A 16,552-nucleotide genomic window follows, 5' to 3' on the forward strand; every position below is an offset into this window, starting at 1 on the left:
CTGCTGGTGGCGGTGTGCGCTCGTTCGGTCACCGGCCGGAACTGCCGTTCCACGTACCCCACCTCGCCCCGTTTGACCTGCTCGTCGCGGGAGTAACCGCGCGAGCGCCGCCTTTCGTTACCCGGGCGTTGTCAGGTCGTGCGGACGGCGGAGGCCAGCCAGATGCGCGCGTCACCCACCTTGTGCGGGTCGGTGATCGCGGGCACCGCGCGCTCGTGCCGCGCGGCCAGGTCGACCTGGTGGGTGACCTCGGCGTCCCAGCCGTAGCCGTCGAGCCACTCGACCGGATCCTCCACGTCGGACTGCCAGCGGGCGTCCAGCGCGTCGAACCGCCGGTGCACCGCCTTCATCTGGGGCAGGTCGCGGAAGGCGCGGTTGACGTGTTCGAGGGCGAGGGTGCTGCCGCGGGCGGACAACGCGCTCACCCAGTAGAGGACCTGCTCCCCCGCGTCCGGCGGCAGGAACATGAAGAGGCCCTCCAGCAGCCACGCCGTGGGCCTCTTCGGGTCGAACCCCGCGCGGATGAGCGCTGTCGCCCAGTCGTCGCGCAGGTCGCACGGGACGACGACCCGGTCGCAGGCGGGCACGGCGACCTGCTCCCGCAGGGCGTCCTCCTTGAACTCGAGCAGCTCGGGCAGGTCGAGCTCGAAGAGTCTTGTGCCCGGCGGCCACTGCAGCCGGAACGCTCTTGTGTCGAGGCCCGCCGCCATGACCACCACCTGGGGGTGGGCGGCGGCGAGCAGCTCGTCGTCGAAGTACCGGGTGCGCAGGACGAAGTGGTCACCCGCGAGGGTGCGCACGCCGTTGAGGTCGCTCGCGGAGCCGGCGGCCTCCACGAGTCCCGCGGCATAAGGGTCGTCGAAGAGGGGGTGCGGGTGGGCTTGCTCGTTGGCACGGGCGGCAGCGATCAGGACCGCCGTACGGGCGACACCGACCGGAGGACGCTGCAGGACACGCTTCAAATTCGATTCTCCTATCACTCACAGTGACATCCGGACACTCGATCGTGTCAATCGGTACGCACGTGAGCGACCACTCAAGGAGTGAAGAGTGGTCCCAGAAGCGAAGAAAAGTTCACGTTTGACCGCCCGTCCACGACCTGCCAAGGGGCCAACCAGTTGATTTTCGCCAATCCGTCGTAGACCACGCCACACCGGGCCTGCAGCGACCCATCGGATTCGTAAATGTCGCGGGCCCGCGAGTCGTCGTCCTGCTCGCGTCTCGCGGCGCGCTCCGCCGCGACCTCGACAGGCACGCGCAGGAGGAGGTGGAGATCGGGCACGGGCAGCCCGAAGCGTTCGATCTCGAGCTCGTGGACCCACCGCACGAACTCGCCGTGCTCGTCCTGGTGCAGCCGCGCGGCGCTGTACGCGGCGCTCGACGCCACGTACCGGTCGAGCAGGACCACGTCGTGCTCCTCGAGGTCCTTGCGGATCTCGTCGGCCGCGCCGCGCCGGTCGAGCGCGTAGAGGACGGCCATGCCGTAGACCGAGTCGCTTAGGTCACCGAGCCTGCCGTACAGGCCGTCGCGGACCAGGTCGGCGTGCACGCTCTGGCCGTAGCGCGGGAACGCGTGGCTCGCCACGGTCCTGCCCTGAGCGGTCAGAGTTTCGGTCAGTCCGCCGGCCAGAGTGCGCTTGCCGGCGCCGTCCAGACCTTCGATCACCACGAGCTTTCCCACGCCAGAACCCTAACGGGACCGGTTCCGGGCACTCACACGGCCGCAGTTCGTCCCCCACACGGGCGAAATCCGATCTTTCGATCACCAGAACGAGTGACTACGGTGAACAGTCACACGGCGCGTGTGTGAAGGGTAGGTGCCGCGGTGGCCGCGGATTCCGGGCACGCCGGATCGGTCGGAGAACCGAACGGGCACCCGACCGGGGGTTTGCCGACCCCGCTCGCCGAGACGCTGCGCTACGGGCCTTTCCACCGCGCACTGCGCGAGGCGATCGCCCACCGGGGCCTCTCGCTCGCGAGGCTGCGCGCACATCTCGAGCAACTGGGTGTCCAAGTGGGCCAGTCGACGCTCTCGTACTGGCAACGCGGCCTGCGCCACCCCGAGGTACCGCGCGCCATCAGCACGGTGCGCGCGCTGGAGACCGTGCTGCGCCTGCCGCCATCGTCCTTGTTGGACCTCATCGGCCCGCGCAACGCGAACACCTACGCCCCGCGCCCGGTCGCGACCTGGCCGGAGCCCGCGCCGCTGCTCGCGTCGTTCGAGTCCGTACCGGAGGCCGCGCGGGGCAACGCCGACCTCGAAGTGCTCTCCGTGCACGACACCGTCCAGATAGGCATGCACCGCGAGCAACGCTCCATCACCACACGGCTGGTCGTGCGGGCGGTGCGGCAGGGACCGGACCGGTACCTGGCGATGCACAACGGCGACGACGGCTCGTTGATCGAGAACGCGATGGTCAGAGCGGGTGAGGGCTGCCGGCAGGGGCGTCTGCGCCGGGAAAGCGCTTCCCGGAACCTCGCCGTCGAGATGCTGTTCGACCGGCGGCTCGCGGCGGGCGAGGAGCACGTCTTCAGCTTCACGATCGTCGACGACACGGGCAACGCGACGCCGGGCCACCACCGCACGTTCCGCGACACCTGCGGCTCGTACCTCGTGCAGCTGTCGTTCCACCGGCGTGCGATGCCCGCGCGCTGCATGAAGCAGTTCCTGGCCTCGGCCGACGCGACGCCGGTCGACGTCGACGAGCTCGTGTGCGGGCTCGGCGGCGTCGTCAGCGCCTACTTCGGTGACGTCGGGCCGGGCATCGCGGGCATCGCCGGCGAGTGGAGCTAGGGGCGAGGAGAGCGAGGGGGCTAGAGACCGGCGCTCCGAAGAGCATTCCGGTTCCGGATTTAGGAGGAAGCCCTCTCATGGCCTCGCGTCGACCACGGTAGCAGTGCGGTGCCTCAGTCCGACAGCAGTTTCCCGAGTTCTGACACCGTGGTGACGGTTCCGGTCTCGTCCTGCGCCAGTCCAACGCGAATCGCCGGTGCGTCCACTGTGGACTCCTTGCGCGCGAATAGGTCCCGCAGCCTCGCCACGGTGAAGTACTTGCGCCGCAACGCCGCCGCGGCGATCAGCTTGACGACGTCGCGGTTCTCCTCGACCCGGTTGCCCCACGACGAGCCGCGCAGGTAGAGGTGCAGCCAGGTGCCGGACCAGGTGTCACCCTCGCGCTCGAACATCACCGGCAGCGCGACCTTTCCCTTGCCGCGCATGGAAGAACGCGCCCGCACGGTGCTCGGCTCGAACGGCTTGCCCATCTGGTCGAGGTCGCGGCTCATGAACCCGAACATCGACTCGGCGACGTCGTCGAACCCCTCACCCGAGTACACGTTCACCTGCGGCACGACGTACTTCGCGGTCGACTTGATCCGCTGCACGTCGATGAACTCCGTCGCACCGTTCGAGGCGTCCGTGACGTCACCCGAGTGGACGACGCCGCCGTCCTTCAGCTGCGTCCACGACACCTGGCCCTTGTACTCGAACCTCTCGTTGAGCAGCACCGCGGACAGGTCGTAGTCGGTCCGCTTCGCCTGCTGCCTCCAGTGCACGAAGAACCGCAGCACGTCGCCGTCGAACGAGAGCTTCGACCCGCGCGGGAGCACGCCGAAGCCCTCCTCGACCCCGGTGAGCGGCACCACGACGTCGAGCACCTCGTCGTCGACGACGAGTTCGGAGTACTCCGGCAGCCGCCTGACCAGTTCGTTCTCGACCACCTCGACGATCTGCGCGACCGCTTCGGGCTCCAGCGGCTCGCGGTCGTCGTCGGCGATCCACACCTTGCGCGCACGGGTCGCGAAGACGCGGGCCGTGTCCGGCGTCGTGCGGTTCTCCAGGTGCTCCAGCACCGAGACGAGAACGCGGCTCGACACCTCGGGCACCGCCGCCGCGACGTGCGTCGCGAGGTCCTCGGCACCGTTGCGGAGCAACCGGTCGAGCTGGCGCAGCAACAGTCCCGGCGCCTTGGCGAGGATGCTGACGGCGCGCTCGACGTCGTTCTCCGCGAACGCCATCTCGACCTGCCCGGCGAACGACCGCGCGACCTTCTCCCGGCGCGCCACCGCGAAGACGTCCTGCGCACGGTCGAACGGGTACTCGTGCGGGTGCAACCGCTCGCCGAGCCGCTTCCACGCCTCGCGGTGTTGCCCGACATCACCGAGCTTGCTCTCGGCGATCTGGTCGAGGGCCTGCAACAACGCCCTGCGCTCCGGCCGCCGGAACGAACGGAAGCGCGTGGGCTCCTCGAGCGTCACGTCTCCCCCGGACGCCTCGGCCGCGAGCCGAAGCACGTCGGTGACGGTGTCGACGTCGCGCAACGGCCGCTGCGCGACGAGCCGGACGGCGTTGAGGATCGCGCGGTTCTCCCGCACGGGCACGTCGAGTTCGACGTCCTCGGCGAGCATCGCGAGCTCGCCGAGGACCGTCCTGTCGTTCTCCGCCAACGGGATCGGGCTCGTCGCGAGCTCCTCGAACAGCCGCTGCACCTCTTCCTCGAGCGTGCCACCGAGACGCACGACCGTGACGCGGTCCTTGAGCGAGGGGATCAGGTCGTCATGTGCCGCGAGCATCTCCTCGTACGAGTGCTGGACGCGGCCGTACTTCGGCAGGTCGAGCAGGTTGCCGGTCGGCTCGACGCCCTGTTCCACCGCGTCCCGCACGCACTCCCACCAGAAGGCGAGCGTGCCCGGCACGTTGTGCGGGAACTCCTTGAAGTACGGGTTGTGCTGCCCGCGAGCCCCGATCAGCTCCTTGACCGCGCGTACGACCTCGGCCGCGAACTCTTCGGCCGCCGCGAGGTTCGACACGTGTTCGAGCAGTTCGCGGCTCGCCTTGAAACCCGACCGGATCAGCGCCGCGTCCAGCTGCCTGGCGACGACGGCACCGTCACCCGGCGCACCGCCGGAGGTGGGCACGCGCAGGGTCTTCTTGATGATGGTCGTCCGCACCCCGACAGTAAAACCCGCACGTCAACGCAATTCCACCCGTTTGGGCACGATGTTGTTCGGGCTCCAACGCCTAACGTCAGAGTGCATGAACGGTGATCCGTCGACCCCCTACAGCCGCGACCTGGGCGACGAGTTGCGGCAGATCCGCGAGCGGTTCACGACCTTCCGCGCGAGGAAGATCGCCAAAATGCTCGGGTGGGACCCCGGCAAGGTCTCCAACATCGAGCACGGCAAGGTGCGGGCCACCGAGATCGACATCATCCAGTACCTGGGGCGCTGCGGGCGGAGCCAGGCGTTCATCACAGACTTCCTGGAGCGGTACCGGTCTGCGTTCAACCTGTACTTCGTGCAGGTGCCGACCAACCTGCGCACGATGGCCATGGCCGAGTCGGTGGCAGACAAGATCACCACCTATGACCTGACGAACATTCCAGGTCTGCTGCAGTCGGAGGAGTACGCGCGAGCGCTGTACGAGGCACGTGGCGTCCTCACGCCGGACCTGATCGAGACCGCGATTCGGTTCCGGATGGAACGGCAGGCGATCATGCGAGGTCACAACCGCCCGGCGTGCACCTTCTTCGTCCACGAGAACGCGCTGCGGCTCAAGGTGGGCAGCGACGAGGTCATGGAAGACCAGCTCATGAGGTTGCTCTTCCACACCCACGCCATCCGCATCGTGCCTGCGGCAAGCGGTCCGGCAGGTGTGCTCCTGGCCCATTACGTGCTGTGGGAGTACGAGAAGCGCAGCGATGTGGCCTTCACGGAGTCCGACCTCGCGATGGTGTTCGTGCAGGACGACCTGGGCGTCAAGCGCTGCAAGTCGATCTTCGCGCGGCTGGATGCCCTCGCACTCGATGAGGAACAATCGCGATCGATGGTGGCGGACCTCGCCAGCCGATCGCGGGAGGACCTCAGTGGCCGGAGACTGTACTTGGCGTAAGAGCAGCTACAGCGGTGGCGACTCCGTTGAAAGCGACTGCGTCGAGGTGGCGTTCGCCCAGGCTGTGCGCGTCCGCGACTCGAAGAACACCGCAGGCCCCGAGCTGGAGTTCAGCGTCGAGGCCTGGCAGGCGTTCATCCGCTGAGCTCACCCGGCAGCGGCAGGTCCAGCGCCGTCAGGAACCTCCGGGTCTTGACCTCGACGAACACCGCTTCCTCATCGATGTCCTCGGCCTCGTCCAGCTCGAAGTCCCCGGGTTCCTCGTCTTCGGCGAGGTACTGCAGCAGCTCGGCCTGCTTGCCCGGCACGTCACCTCCGGAGTGCACCAGCGCCCACCACTCGGCCAGGCCCGCCGCCTCGCGCAACGTGTCGGTCGGGTCGGACGCGTTCGGGTTCTCGAAGTAGGTGCGCGGCGTCAGGCCCAGGTAGGCGACGCCCGAACCCGGTCCGGCCGGGGCGTAGACGACCGAGGTGATGTCGCTGTCGTGGATGTCGATCCACAGCGACGGCTCCGCCAGGGGCGGCAGTTCGCCCTCGGACAACGTCTTCCACTGGCCGTGCTCGTAGGCATAGGTGCCGAAGAATCCCACGACGGACATGAAACAGGGGCCTCCCGCAGCGTGCGCGGGAGGCCCCTGTCAAAGCGCGCTCAGTAGCGGTAGTGCTCCGGCTTGAACGGGCCCTCGACGTCGACGTCGATGTACTCGGCCTGCTCCTTGGTGAGCTTGGTCAGCTCGCCGCCCAGCGCCTCGAGGTGGATGCGCGCGACCTTCTCGTCGAGCACCTTCGGCAGGCGGTAGACCTCGTTGTCGTACTCCTTGAACTTGGTGAACAGCTCGATCTGCGCGATCACCTGGTTGGAGAAGGAGTTCGACATCACGAACGACGGGTGGCCCGTGGCGTTGCCCAGGTTCATCAGGCGGCCCTCGGACAGCACGATGATCGTGCGGCCCGACGGGAAGACCCACTCGTCGACCTGCGGCTTGATGTTGTTCTTGCGGATGCCGGGGTAGCGCTGCAGGCCCGCCATGTCGAGCTCGTTGTCGAAGTGGCCGACGTTGCCCAGGATCGCCTGGTGCTTCATCTGGGCCATGTGCTCGACGGTCACGACGTCCTTGTTGCCGGTCGTCGTGATGACGATGTCGGCGATCGGGAGGACCGTCTCCAGCTTCGCGACCTGGTAGCCGTCCATGGCGGCCTGCAGGGCGCAGATCGGGTCGATCTCGGTGACGATGACGCGGGCGCCCTGGGCGCGCAGCGACTCGGCCGAGCCCTTGCCGACGTCGCCGTAGCCGCAGACGACGGCGACCTTGCCGCCGATCAGGACGTCGGTGCCGCGGTTGAGGCCGTCGACCAGCGAGTGGCGGATGCCGTAGCGGTTGTCGAACTTCGACTTGGTGACGGCGTCGTTGACGTTGATGGCCGGGAAGAGCAGCTCACCGGCGGCGGCCAGCTGGTACAGGCGCATGACGCCCGTCGTGGTCTCCTCGGTGACGCCGCGGATGCCCTCGGCGATGTTCGTCCACTTCTTGCCGTCCTTCTCGAGGGACGCGCGCAGCGTGTCGAGGACGATCTTCCACTCTTCCGAGTCGTTCTCGTCGGCCTGCGGGACGACGCCGGCCGCCTCGTACTGGACGCCCTTGTGGACGAGCAGGGTGGCGTCGCCACCGTCGTCCAGGATCATGTTCGGGCCCTTGCCGTCCGGCCAGGTGAGCATCTGCTCGGCCGTCCACCAGTACTCCGGCAGGGTCTCGCCCTTCCACGCGAAGCAGGCGACGCCCTTGGGCTCCTCCTCCGTGCCGTGGGGGCCGACGACGACGGCCGCGGCCGCGTGGTCCTGCGTCGAGAAGATGTTGCAGGAGGCCCAGCGCACCTCCGCGCCCAGGTCGACCAGGGTCTCGATCAGGACGGCCGTCTGGATCGTCATGTGCAGCGAGCCGGAGATGCGGGCGCCCTTGAGCGGGTACACCCCGGAGTACTCGCGGCGGAACGCCATGAGGCCGGGCATCTCGTGCTCGGCCAGACGGATCTCCTTGCGACCGAACTCGTGGAGCGACAGGTCGGCCACTGCGAAGTCGATGCCGTTGCGGGTCTGCAACCGGTCCGCGGTCATTGCGAAGTCCTCCAAGGCACTTCAGAGAGGGTGTCGTCCGACCATACCGCCCTCTGATGCACCACTATGGCCCCACGTTGGGTGAGGGAGGTCTCGGGTGTTGATTGCCGGCCCGGACACACGTGTCGTCGAGCTGCGCGTGCACGGCGTCCAAGGAACGACGCCGCAGACGCTCGTCGACGCCGTTGCGGCCGTGGACGTTGCGGGGGACGGACTCGGGCGCATCGTGCGTCCCGCGGACAGACTCCGCAGGCCCGCCCCCGGACCAGTGTTGCAGACCGAGGGCCGTCCCATCCCCCGCACGGTCGAGGGGTACCTGTGGGGCGGGATGACGTCCGGAGGTGTGGCGAAGGCCACGTGGGCGCTGCTCTTCCCGTTCAGCATCGCGAACGTCGCGCACTGGATGCTGCCGCCCGTTCCGGAGCGCAACCTGCCCGCCCACCTGCTCGGCATCGGCCTGCGGTCACTGCTGCGGGTGTTCGCCCTGCTGTTGACGGCGCTGCTGGTCGCGCAGATCTCCGTGGTCAGCCTGGACCTGCTCGCCGCGCAGTGCCTGCGTCCCGGTACCGCCTGTTTGAGCAGCATTCCGACCGACGTGCGCACCTTCCCCTGGTTCCGGACGTTCCTGGGGCTGCTGCCGATCCTCGTGGTGGTCGGGGTGATGCGGCGCATCTCGCACGTCGAGTGGCGGATCGAGCGCCGGGAGATCGCGGAGGCCGAGGAGCAGGAGAAGCAGCCCGCCTCCGGACTGCCCGGCGCGCACGTGGCGACGGACCCGGACACGCCGGCGCTGCGGTCGTTGCACGTCGTGGCGGCGCTCGCGATGACGGCGCTGATCGCGCTCGGCGGGCCGTTGAAGCAGCTCACGGCCACCGGCGGCATGGGGGTCGCGATCGGCGTGGCGTGGACCGCGTCACTCGTGCTGCTCGGTGTGTCCGTGCTCGGCGTGCTGCTGCTGGACGACCCCACGGGCGGTGCGCCTCATCGTGGCGGACGGTGGTTGCGCGCGGCTTTGAGTCGTAAGCCACGGCGAGTGTTGTTGGTGCTCTCCGTTCTTCTCGTGCTCACGACGCTGGGGCTGCAGGAGCAGCTGCCGTTGCGGGTGCCGGGCGCGGACGTGTCCGTGCAGGTCGTGGCGTTGCTGATGGCGTTCGTGCTGGTGCTGTTCGGGCTGATGCTGGTCCCCGCCGCGTTGCTGGCGCGCGGGTCGTGGAAGGCGCTGCCGCGCGAGCTGCGGCCGTGGGCGGGTGGCTGGTTCGCGGCGCCGGTGCTGGCGATCGCCGGGCTGCTCGGCGGCGGGTTCGGTGCCGGGGTGGCGTTGCCGGTGCGCAAGGCGCTGGGTTCCGGGCTGCAGCTACCCGTCGGGTACAGCTACATCACCCTGTTGTGGGGTGTGGCCGGGGTGTTGGCGCTGCTCAGCACGCTTGCGGTGGCGTCGTTCACCGGTGCCGTGCGGTGGCGGGCGTTCCGCAAGGGCAAGGTGTGGGCGCGTGAGGCGTCGTTGCTGCACTCCGGACGGATGCGTGACCTGCGCACGGCGACGCGTGCGTGGTGGTGGGCGCGCTGGGAACGCAACCACGGCCATCGCATGATCATGATCGTCGCCGTCGTGCTGGTGCTCGGTGCCGTGCTGGCTTCTCTGCTCCGCCTGCAGAACGTGCCGCTGGCGTCGTGGACGGCGCCGTTCTCGGCCTTCGGCGTGTTCGTGCTGGGTTTGCTGGCCGTGTCACTGCTTCGGGCCGTGTACCTGGCGGCGCGGCAGCCGGAGTCCGGGCGGCGGCTGGGGATCATCGCGGACATCGCCCAGTTCTGGCCGCGGGAAGCTCACCCGATCGTGCCGCCGTGTTACGCGCTGAAGGTCGTGCCGGAACTCGTCGCCCGCGTCGAGGACCACCTGCGCGACCCCGGCACCCGAGTGGTCCTCTGTGGACACTCGCAGGGATCTTTGCTGGTCGCCGTGGCCGCCGCCCGGTTGCTGGAGGACCTGCCCGAGCACGACCGCGAACGGATCGGGCTGGTCACGGCCGGGTCGCAGCTGCAGTGGGCGTATCCGCGGGCGTTCCCGGCGGTGGTGCCGCACGCGTCGCTGGCCCGGCTCGCCGGTGGGCTCGACGGGCGCTGGCGCGCGTTGTGCCGGGGCACGGACCCGTTGGGCGGCGCGGTGATGACGTGGCGGCGGCAGGTGTTCGACGGGATGTTGCTCGGCGTCGGCTACCGCGAGGACGGGTCGGAGGGCGCGCTCGCACCGGCGTTGCGCGGGCCGACCGGCGCGCTGGTGCTGGGTGGTGACCACTGGCTGCCGGACCCGCAGCGGGGGCCGTTCCCCGGACGGCGGTGGCGGTCGGGGGTGTCGGGGCACGCGGACTACACGTCGGACCCGGAGTGGGACAGGGCCGTGGCGATCGCGGCCGGGTTGCTGCAGGTGGACGCGCCGGAGTCACCGGCACTGCCGTTCGCGCGCAAGTTCTAGCGGCGACCGGTCTCCCGCTCCCACAACGACTCCGCGAGCTGCGCGACGGCCTTGTCCCGGTGCCGCCGGTAGGTGTTGAACGACAGGTGCAGCGAGGCCGCGACGCGTTCCTGGGCGCCGGCCGGGTGCAGGAACGTCCGGTCGATCAACGTGGTGAGGTCGGGCTTCAGCGCGGCGGCGGCGTCGGTGAGCAGCTCCCGCAGGGCCTCGGTGGGCTCGCTTGCGGCCCGCCGGACCATCCGGGACCCCAGCAGCGGGTTCTCCCGGAGGAGTTCCGGCGCGTGCAGGGTGCGCAGGGCGTCGCGGACGGCTTGCGCGAACTCCGGTTCGGACAGCGGCACCTCGTCGAGCACCGGCCGGCCGGTCTGATGGGCGTGCAACTGCTCCGCGTACTCCGCGACCCCGGTCCGGCGCCAGTCGTGCGCGAACACCGGGAACCGCGCTTCGCCGACGTCGTAGGTGCAGACCCCATGGAACCCGAGGGACTCCATGGCGGGCGCCCACAGTTCGTCGTCGCCGAACGCCCCTACGAAGCTCCACGCCGTGTCGTCGCCGATCAGGACGATCTCCAGCATCTGCCAGGCGACGAACAGCGTCAGCGACGGGGACGGGCGCTGCCCGTGGTCGCGGTCGAGGAAGAAGCGCCAGGCGCGCACCCGGTCACCGGCACGCGTCGGCCCGTTCTTCGCGGCGTGCTCCCACATCGCGTCGGTGCCGGGATCCACGCCGAGATCGGCCTCCGCCAGGTCGAGGTACGCGCCGAACCCCCGCGGTTCGCCGGACTCGGTGCGGAACACGCGGAAGTCCTCCGGCCGGCGCCGCATCCAGTGCACCACCAGCTCGGCCTGCTCAGGCCCCTGCCAGCGCTCGGTCATGCCGACGATCGCCGCACGGTCGGCATCGCGCAGGCCGTCGGCGTACGCGCGCATCGTCGGCGGCAGCGACGCCAGCGCGGGGAACGGAGACCGGGCGCCGTTCAGCGCGACGGTCCGCACCATCAGGTCGAGCTGTTCCCGTTCCGCCGCCGTGGCCCGGACCTGGGCCTGGAACACGTCGAGCTTGCGGCGGTACAGGTCGGCGTACCGGCCGGGGTCGCGCCAGCGCAGGTCGGCGACCAGTGCGTCGCGGACCACGTCGTGCGGATGCAGTCCGTACGGGGACTCGTCGACGAACACCTGCGCGCGCAGCCAGGCGAACACGTCGTCGGCGTCGTCGCCGGTCATCGACCGCAGCAGTTCCTCGGTCGTCACCAGCAGCAGCGCACACACCTCCAGCGCCGTGCGGTGGCGGGCACTCGGGACCTCACCGATCAGGTGCGGCAGCAACGCCCCCAGGTCCGGCAGGTCCGCGAGGGTGTGCGGCGTGATGCCGCGGCGCACGGCGTCGACCATCATCGACAGGGTGAGGGGGTGGCCGCTGCTGCCCTTCAGCAACCGGTCGTGCGCCTCCGCGGGAACGTCCTGGGCGTTCAGGTAGGCGCGTCCGTCCTGTTCGGACAGGTTGCCGAGCGCGAGAACCCTCATCACCGCCCGCCACGCCGGGTCGGCCCGCCAGCGCGGTCCCGGGCCCCGGCGACCGGCGATCACCACCAGGCACGACTCCGGGAGCGACGGCAGGTAGTGCTCGCGGACCCAGTCGTCGACCGGTTCGAGCAGTTCGTACGTGTCGAGGAACAGGACCGCCGGCGCGTCCTCGGCGGGGACGGGCAGCGCCTCCCGCCCGAGCGTCAGGTGGCGGGCGTCGACCCGGACCGGGTCGAGACCCTTCTCGGCGGCGATGCCGGCGAACACGTCGAGCAACGCGCTCTTGCCCACCCCGCCCGGTCCGTGCACGAAGAGCAGTCCGGTGCCGCCCAGGGCCCCCCGGAACACCGCGACCTCCTCGTCGCGACCCGTGAAAGACCACCGCCGCAACTCGCGCAAGGTGTGTCCGAGTGAGGGCATGCACCCGACAGTATCCAAAGCGCTGCCCAGCGGATCGGGCACCGGATGGGCACCGCGCTGGGCTGTCGGCGGTGCGGCGGGACGGTGACGATCTCGGTGGAACACCCCACCCCTGGAGGACGTCATCATGGACCAGAGCCCTGCCGAGTTCCCGAGCAACTGGGGGCGCTGGGGCGACGCGGACCAGCTCGGCACCGTCAACCTGATCACCGCCGAGGCCCGCGCCCGCGGTGCCGCCCAGGTGCGCACGGGGCTGTCGGTCTCGCTGGCCCGCAAGACCCCGACCCTGCCGCTGATGGGCGGGCCGATGGCCGCGCTGCGGGCGAACACCACGGCCGTGCAGACGATCATGTCGTTCACCGGCGCCTCGCCGATCGCGATGGCCGAGCTGATGCTCGTGACGACGCACCACCCCGAGGTCACGCACCTGGACGCGTTGTCGCACATGGTCGTGGACGGGCAGGTCTACCCCGGGATCGCCCAGGCCGCGAGCTCCGGCCCCACGGGCGTGGTCCACGGCGCCGCGGACGTGTTCGCCGGCGGGATCGTGACCAGGGGCGTGCTGCTCGACCTCGCTCCCGGCGGCATGCTGCCCGACGGGCACGCGGTCACCGCGGACGACCTGGACGCCGCGGCGAAGCGCGTGGACGTGGTGGTCGAATCGGGTGACGCCCTGGTGGTGCGGGCCGGCTGGGACCGCGTGCGCGACGACGGCCGGCCGCTGCCGGGGATGACCTCGGGCGCGGTCCGGTGGATGCACGACCACGGGATCTCCCTCTACGCCGGGGACATCGGCGACGCGTCGCCGCCGATCGAGGACGACGTCCCGGGTGCGCTGCACCGGCTGGGGCTCCTGCGCCTCGGCCTCCTGCTGGTCGACGGCGCGCAGGCCGAGGAACTCGCCGCGGCCTGCGCGGAGCAGGGCCGCCACACGTTCCTGTTCGTGGCCGCGGTCCCCCGCATCCTCGGCACCACGGGTCTGCCCGTAAATCCGCTGGCCGTCTTCTGATCCGGCTCCTACTCTCCCGGTCATGCTGACCGGTGATCTCGTCCGCCTGCGTCCCGTCGAGCCGGAGGACGCCGACTCCCTGCACCGCTGGCACAACGACGACGAGGTGATGCGGTGGCTGCAGAGCTACTTCCACACGTCGCTGGCCGGGACCCGCAAGCGCATCGGCGACCGCCAGGAGAACACCTACGAGAAGGTCACCCTCTGCATCGAGACGCTGGAGGGCAAGCTGATCGGGATCGTCGCGCTGCGCGATGCCGACCCGATCAACGCGCGCGCCGAGGTCGACATCTACATCGGCGAGAAGGACCACTGGGGCGGCGGGTACGGCACCGACGCGTTGCGCACGATGTGCCGGTACGGGTTCGACACGCTGCGGTTGCACTCGATCCAACTCGGTGTGGTGGAAGCGAACGAGCGCGCGATCAAGTCCTACAAGAAGGTCGGCTTCCAGGTCGACGGGCGGTACCGGCAGTCGTTCTACCGCGACGGCGAGTGGCACGACTCGCTGCTGATGTGCGTGCTGAAGGACGAGCTCACCTGAGCGCGGGCGCGAGGTGGCCGATCGCCTCGCGCAGGTGGTCCTCGACCGACGCCGTCGACACCACGACCAGTCCGGACGGGCGGTGGTCCACCCACCGCTCGACCGCCAGCCGTGCCGCCGCGCTCACCGCGGCGGCCAGCACTTCGGCGGCTTCGCGGGACTTGCCGAGTCTTTCCGCGATCACGTCGGCGATCGGCGGTTCGATCGAGGCGACCGAGTCCAGGTAGGCCTGGCGCAGCGCCGGGGTCGACGTGATCAGGGCGAGCGCCTCGGTCGGCGGTTCGCGGTACTGCTCGGCGAACGCGGCGATGATCGAGTCGACCAGCTCTTCGCCGGATGGCCTGTCCCGCAACGCTTCGGCGACCTTCAGCGCCCTGGACGCCGTGATGCCGGCGACGATCGCGTGCTCGCGGCTCGGGAAGTAGTTGTTGTAGGTGCGCGGTGAGACGTTCGCCGCCTCGGCGATCTCGTCGACCCGCACCTCGTCCACGCCCTTCTCCAGGGCGAGCCCCAGCGCGGCGGCGGCCAGTGCCGCTCGGGTCTCGGCCTTCTTGCGCTCACGCAGTCCCACGCCACTCACTCTAGAGACCTGTTGCGACACGATCACTACCGATTGACTTTCGATAGATCACTACCGATACTCGATGCATGATTGCTGAACGTTGGGCCGTCACGGCTCTGCGGGTGTTCCTGGTGGCGCTGTTCGCCGTCCTCGTCATGCTGGAGACGTTCTCCCTGCCCGGCCAGTACGCGCACATGGCGCAGCAGAACCCGGAGGAGGCCTACCTGAGGTGGCCTTCGACGATCGTGTCGGTGTTCTGGGTGGTGTGCGTGCAGGTGGTGATCGTGGCCACCTGGAAGCTGCTCACGTTGGTGCGCAAGGATCTGATCTTCACCGAGGCTTCGATCAAGTGGGTGAACGTGATGGTCTGGGCGATAGCCGCGGCGTGGGTCGTGCTCATCGGGGTGTTCCTCTGGGTCGGGTTCAACGCCGACGACCCCGGCGTGATCGTGCTGTTCTTCCTATTCACGTCGGCCGTCAGCGTGATCGGGCTCGTGATGGTCGTGATGCGGGCGCTGCTCAAGCGCGCCACGGAACTCCGCTCCGACATGGAAGCGGTGATCTGATGGCCATCGTCGTGCGCATCGACGTCGAACTGGCCAAGCGCAAGATGAGCGTCGGCGAGTTCGCGGAGAAAGTCGGGCTGACGCCCGCGAACGTCGCGGTGCTGAAGAACGGCCGCGCGAAGGCCGTCCGGTTCAGCACGCTCGAAGCCATGTGCCGGGTGCTGGAGTGCCAGCCCGGCGACCTCCTCGAGTTCGTCGAGGACGAGGAGTCAGCCTAGGGTCTTCGCCAGTCGGTCGGCGGCTTCGAGCCGCCCCGACTCGGCGAGCAACCCCACCGGCGCCAGCACGTAGTCGCGGTCGACGGTGATCTCCGCCGTCCTGAGTACCGGTCGCAGCACCGGGTCGGTGCGCAGCGCCTCGACGACCGGCCCGATGTCCGGCGTGTGCCGGAAGACCCCGCCGGACAGCACCAGCAACCCCGCGCCGTGCGGGCCGAGCTGGCCGTCGACCTGCCGCAGGTGCCTGCGGATCGCCAGGATCGCCGCGAACGACGCCAGCTTCACGTCCACGGCCGGATCGTCCGCGAGCCAGTCGACGTTCTCGGCGCGGAACCGGGCCTCTGCCGTCAGGTCCTCGGTGGTGAGGCGTTCCGCGTGAGCCTCCTTCACCACTCCCGGCGCGGACCAGCGCATGCCCAGGTCACCCTCGACGGTGCGGCGGTCCGGCGGCAGCGCGACCGTCCTCTCCAGACCCTCGCTGTCCACAGCCGACACCGCCGAGTACACGTCCGTGGTCGCGCCGCCGACGTCCACGACGAGCACCGCTCCTTCACGGTCCTGGTGCGCGAGCCGGGACACGCCCGCCAGCACGGCGTCCGGTGTGACGGCCCTGACCAGCTGCCGGAACCGCGGCCCCTTCGACAGGCCCTTGCCGCCGATCACGTGCTGGAGGAACGCCTCGCGGATCGCCCTGCGCGCCGGTTCCGGGGCGAGCCGGCCGACGTCCGGCAGCACGTTCGGGCAGGCCACGACGGTCCGCTTGGCCAGCAGTCGCAGCGCTTCCGGCTGCGCCTCGACGTTGCCGGCCAGCACGATCGGCACGGCGACGCGGGCGAGCTTCGCGGCGTTGTGCAGCAGCACCTTCTCATCGCCGCCGTCCGTGCCGCCGACCAGCAGGACCAGGTCCGGGGTGGCCGCGCGGAGCGCCTTCGCGTCGACCGGGCCCGCGCTGACGTGCACGATCTTGGCGCCGGCACTCAGTGCGACCCGGTAGCCCGCCTCGGCGCTGACCACGCGTTCCTGACCGACGACCGCGAGCCTCAGCCCACCGCCGGCGGACGAGCACGCGAGGACCTCGCCGTCGCCGACCTCGGCGCGCAGGGCGTCGATGCCCTTCAGGACCTCCGGCGGCGTGGTCGGGTGCTGCCCGGTCCGGACCAGCTCGCCCTCGGGTGTGACGAGAGCGGCCTTGGTCCAGGTGGAACCGACGTCGAGACACAGGATCACCGGGTTAGCT

Annotated in this window: 16 protein-coding genes; 8 read left to right on the forward strand and 8 right to left on the reverse strand. The window is 69.8% G+C overall.

All coding sequences use genetic code 11. The annotated features are described in order from the left end of the window. Positions 1-131 precede the first annotated feature (131 nt). Both BMY74_RS12175 and BMY74_RS12180 read right to left on the reverse strand, forming a co-directional pair. Positions 132-962, reverse strand: coding sequence for an SAM-dependent methyltransferase (locus BMY74_RS12175; protein ID WP_245786065.1), 831 nt, complete (start codon positions 960-962; stop codon positions 132-134). Between the two features lie 74 nt (positions 963-1,036). Further along, a complete protein-coding gene (locus BMY74_RS12180) occupies positions 1,037-1,681 on the reverse strand; it encodes a dTMP kinase (RefSeq protein ID WP_089914527.1) in 645 nt (214 codons plus the stop codon). Positions 1,682-1,825: 144 nt separating this feature from the next. Between BMY74_RS12180 and BMY74_RS12185 the strand changes: the two genes are divergently transcribed. Further along, positions 1,826-2,794, forward strand: a complete 969-nt coding sequence (locus BMY74_RS12185) for a helix-turn-helix domain-containing protein (protein WP_089914530.1) — start codon at positions 1,826-1,828, stop codon at positions 2,792-2,794. A 113-nt stretch (positions 2,795-2,907) separates the two neighbouring features. On the opposite strand, the gene BMY74_RS12190 is transcribed toward BMY74_RS12185, so the two are convergent. Then, complete coding sequence (locus tag BMY74_RS12190) at positions 2,908-4,950, reverse strand: TerD family protein (protein WP_089914533.1); 2,043 nt, start codon at positions 4,948-4,950, stop codon at positions 2,908-2,910. Between BMY74_RS12190 and BMY74_RS44160 the strand changes: the two genes are divergently transcribed. Further along, positions 4,934-5,890, forward strand: coding sequence for a DUF5753 domain-containing protein (locus tag BMY74_RS44160; protein WP_143091549.1), 957 nt, complete (start codon positions 4,934-4,936; stop codon positions 5,888-5,890). The two genes, BMY74_RS12190 and BMY74_RS44160, sit on opposite strands and share 17 nt — an antisense overlap. Further along, positions 5,865-6,035: a DUF397 domain-containing protein gene (locus BMY74_RS12200; RefSeq protein WP_245786066.1), complete on the forward strand. Its 171-nt coding sequence runs from the start codon at positions 5,865-5,867 to the stop codon at positions 6,033-6,035. Before BMY74_RS44160 ends, BMY74_RS12200 begins: the two co-directional genes overlap by 26 nt. Here the strand turns inward: BMY74_RS12200 and BMY74_RS12205 are convergent. Both BMY74_RS12205 and ahcY read right to left on the reverse strand, forming a co-directional pair. After that, a complete protein-coding gene (locus BMY74_RS12205; protein ID WP_089914543.1) occupies positions 6,025-6,489 on the reverse strand; it encodes a hypothetical protein in 465 nt (154 codons plus the stop codon). The genes BMY74_RS12200 and BMY74_RS12205 overlap by 11 nt on opposite strands. A 50-nt stretch (positions 6,490-6,539) precedes the next feature. Then, positions 6,540-8,003, reverse strand: coding sequence for an adenosylhomocysteinase (gene ahcY / locus BMY74_RS12210; protein ID WP_089914546.1), 1,464 nt, complete (start codon positions 8,001-8,003; stop codon positions 6,540-6,542). Between the two features lie 97 nt (positions 8,004-8,100). On the opposite strand from ahcY, the gene BMY74_RS12215 reads away from it, so the two are divergent. Beyond that, complete coding sequence (locus BMY74_RS12215; RefSeq protein ID WP_089914549.1) at positions 8,101-10,473, forward strand: hypothetical protein; 2,373 nt, start codon at positions 8,101-8,103, stop codon at positions 10,471-10,473. Here the strand turns inward: BMY74_RS12215 and BMY74_RS12220 are convergent. Further along, positions 10,470-12,416, reverse strand: coding sequence for an ATP-binding protein (locus tag BMY74_RS12220; RefSeq protein WP_089914551.1), 1,947 nt, complete (start codon positions 12,414-12,416; stop codon positions 10,470-10,472). The two genes, BMY74_RS12215 and BMY74_RS12220, sit on opposite strands and share 4 nt — an antisense overlap. Before the next feature lie 127 nt (positions 12,417-12,543). Between BMY74_RS12220 and BMY74_RS12225 the strand changes: the two genes are divergently transcribed. Together BMY74_RS12225 and BMY74_RS12230 are read left to right on the forward strand one after the other, a co-directional pair. Next, complete coding sequence (locus tag BMY74_RS12225) at positions 12,544-13,425, forward strand: cyclase family protein (RefSeq protein WP_089914554.1); 882 nt, start codon at positions 12,544-12,546, stop codon at positions 13,423-13,425. 22 nt (positions 13,426-13,447) lie between these two features. After that, a complete protein-coding gene (locus BMY74_RS12230; protein ID WP_089914557.1) occupies positions 13,448-13,969 on the forward strand; it encodes a GNAT family N-acetyltransferase in 522 nt (173 codons plus the stop codon). Here the strand turns inward: BMY74_RS12230 and BMY74_RS12235 are convergent. Beyond that, on the reverse strand, positions 13,962-14,540 hold the full coding sequence (locus BMY74_RS12235) for a TetR/AcrR family transcriptional regulator (protein ID WP_245786067.1): 579 nt from the start codon (positions 14,538-14,540) through the stop codon (positions 13,962-13,964). The two genes, BMY74_RS12230 and BMY74_RS12235, sit on opposite strands and share 8 nt — an antisense overlap. Before the next feature lie 77 nt (positions 14,541-14,617). Between BMY74_RS12235 and BMY74_RS12240 the strand changes: the two genes are divergently transcribed. Then, entirely contained in the window at positions 14,618-15,097 is a 480-nt protein-coding gene (locus BMY74_RS12240) for a DUF2975 domain-containing protein (RefSeq protein WP_089914563.1), read from the forward strand. Next, positions 15,097-15,315 carry a helix-turn-helix domain-containing protein gene (locus BMY74_RS12245; protein ID WP_089914565.1) on the forward strand — a complete coding sequence of 73 codons (219 nt, stop codon included), beginning with the start codon at positions 15,097-15,099 and terminating at the stop codon, positions 15,313-15,315. Before BMY74_RS12240 ends, BMY74_RS12245 begins: the two co-directional genes overlap by 1 nt. Here the strand turns inward: BMY74_RS12245 and BMY74_RS12250 are convergent. Then, positions 15,307-16,542: a glutamate mutase L gene (locus BMY74_RS12250; protein WP_089914568.1), complete on the reverse strand. Its 1,236-nt coding sequence runs from the start codon at positions 16,540-16,542 to the stop codon at positions 15,307-15,309. The two genes, BMY74_RS12245 and BMY74_RS12250, sit on opposite strands and share 9 nt — an antisense overlap. Positions 16,543-16,552 lie beyond the last annotated feature (10 nt).

It is taken from the genome of Lentzea albida, from assembly GCF_900111005.1.
Classification (GTDB): Bacteria; Actinomycetota; Actinomycetes; order Mycobacteriales; family Pseudonocardiaceae; genus Lentzea; species Lentzea albida.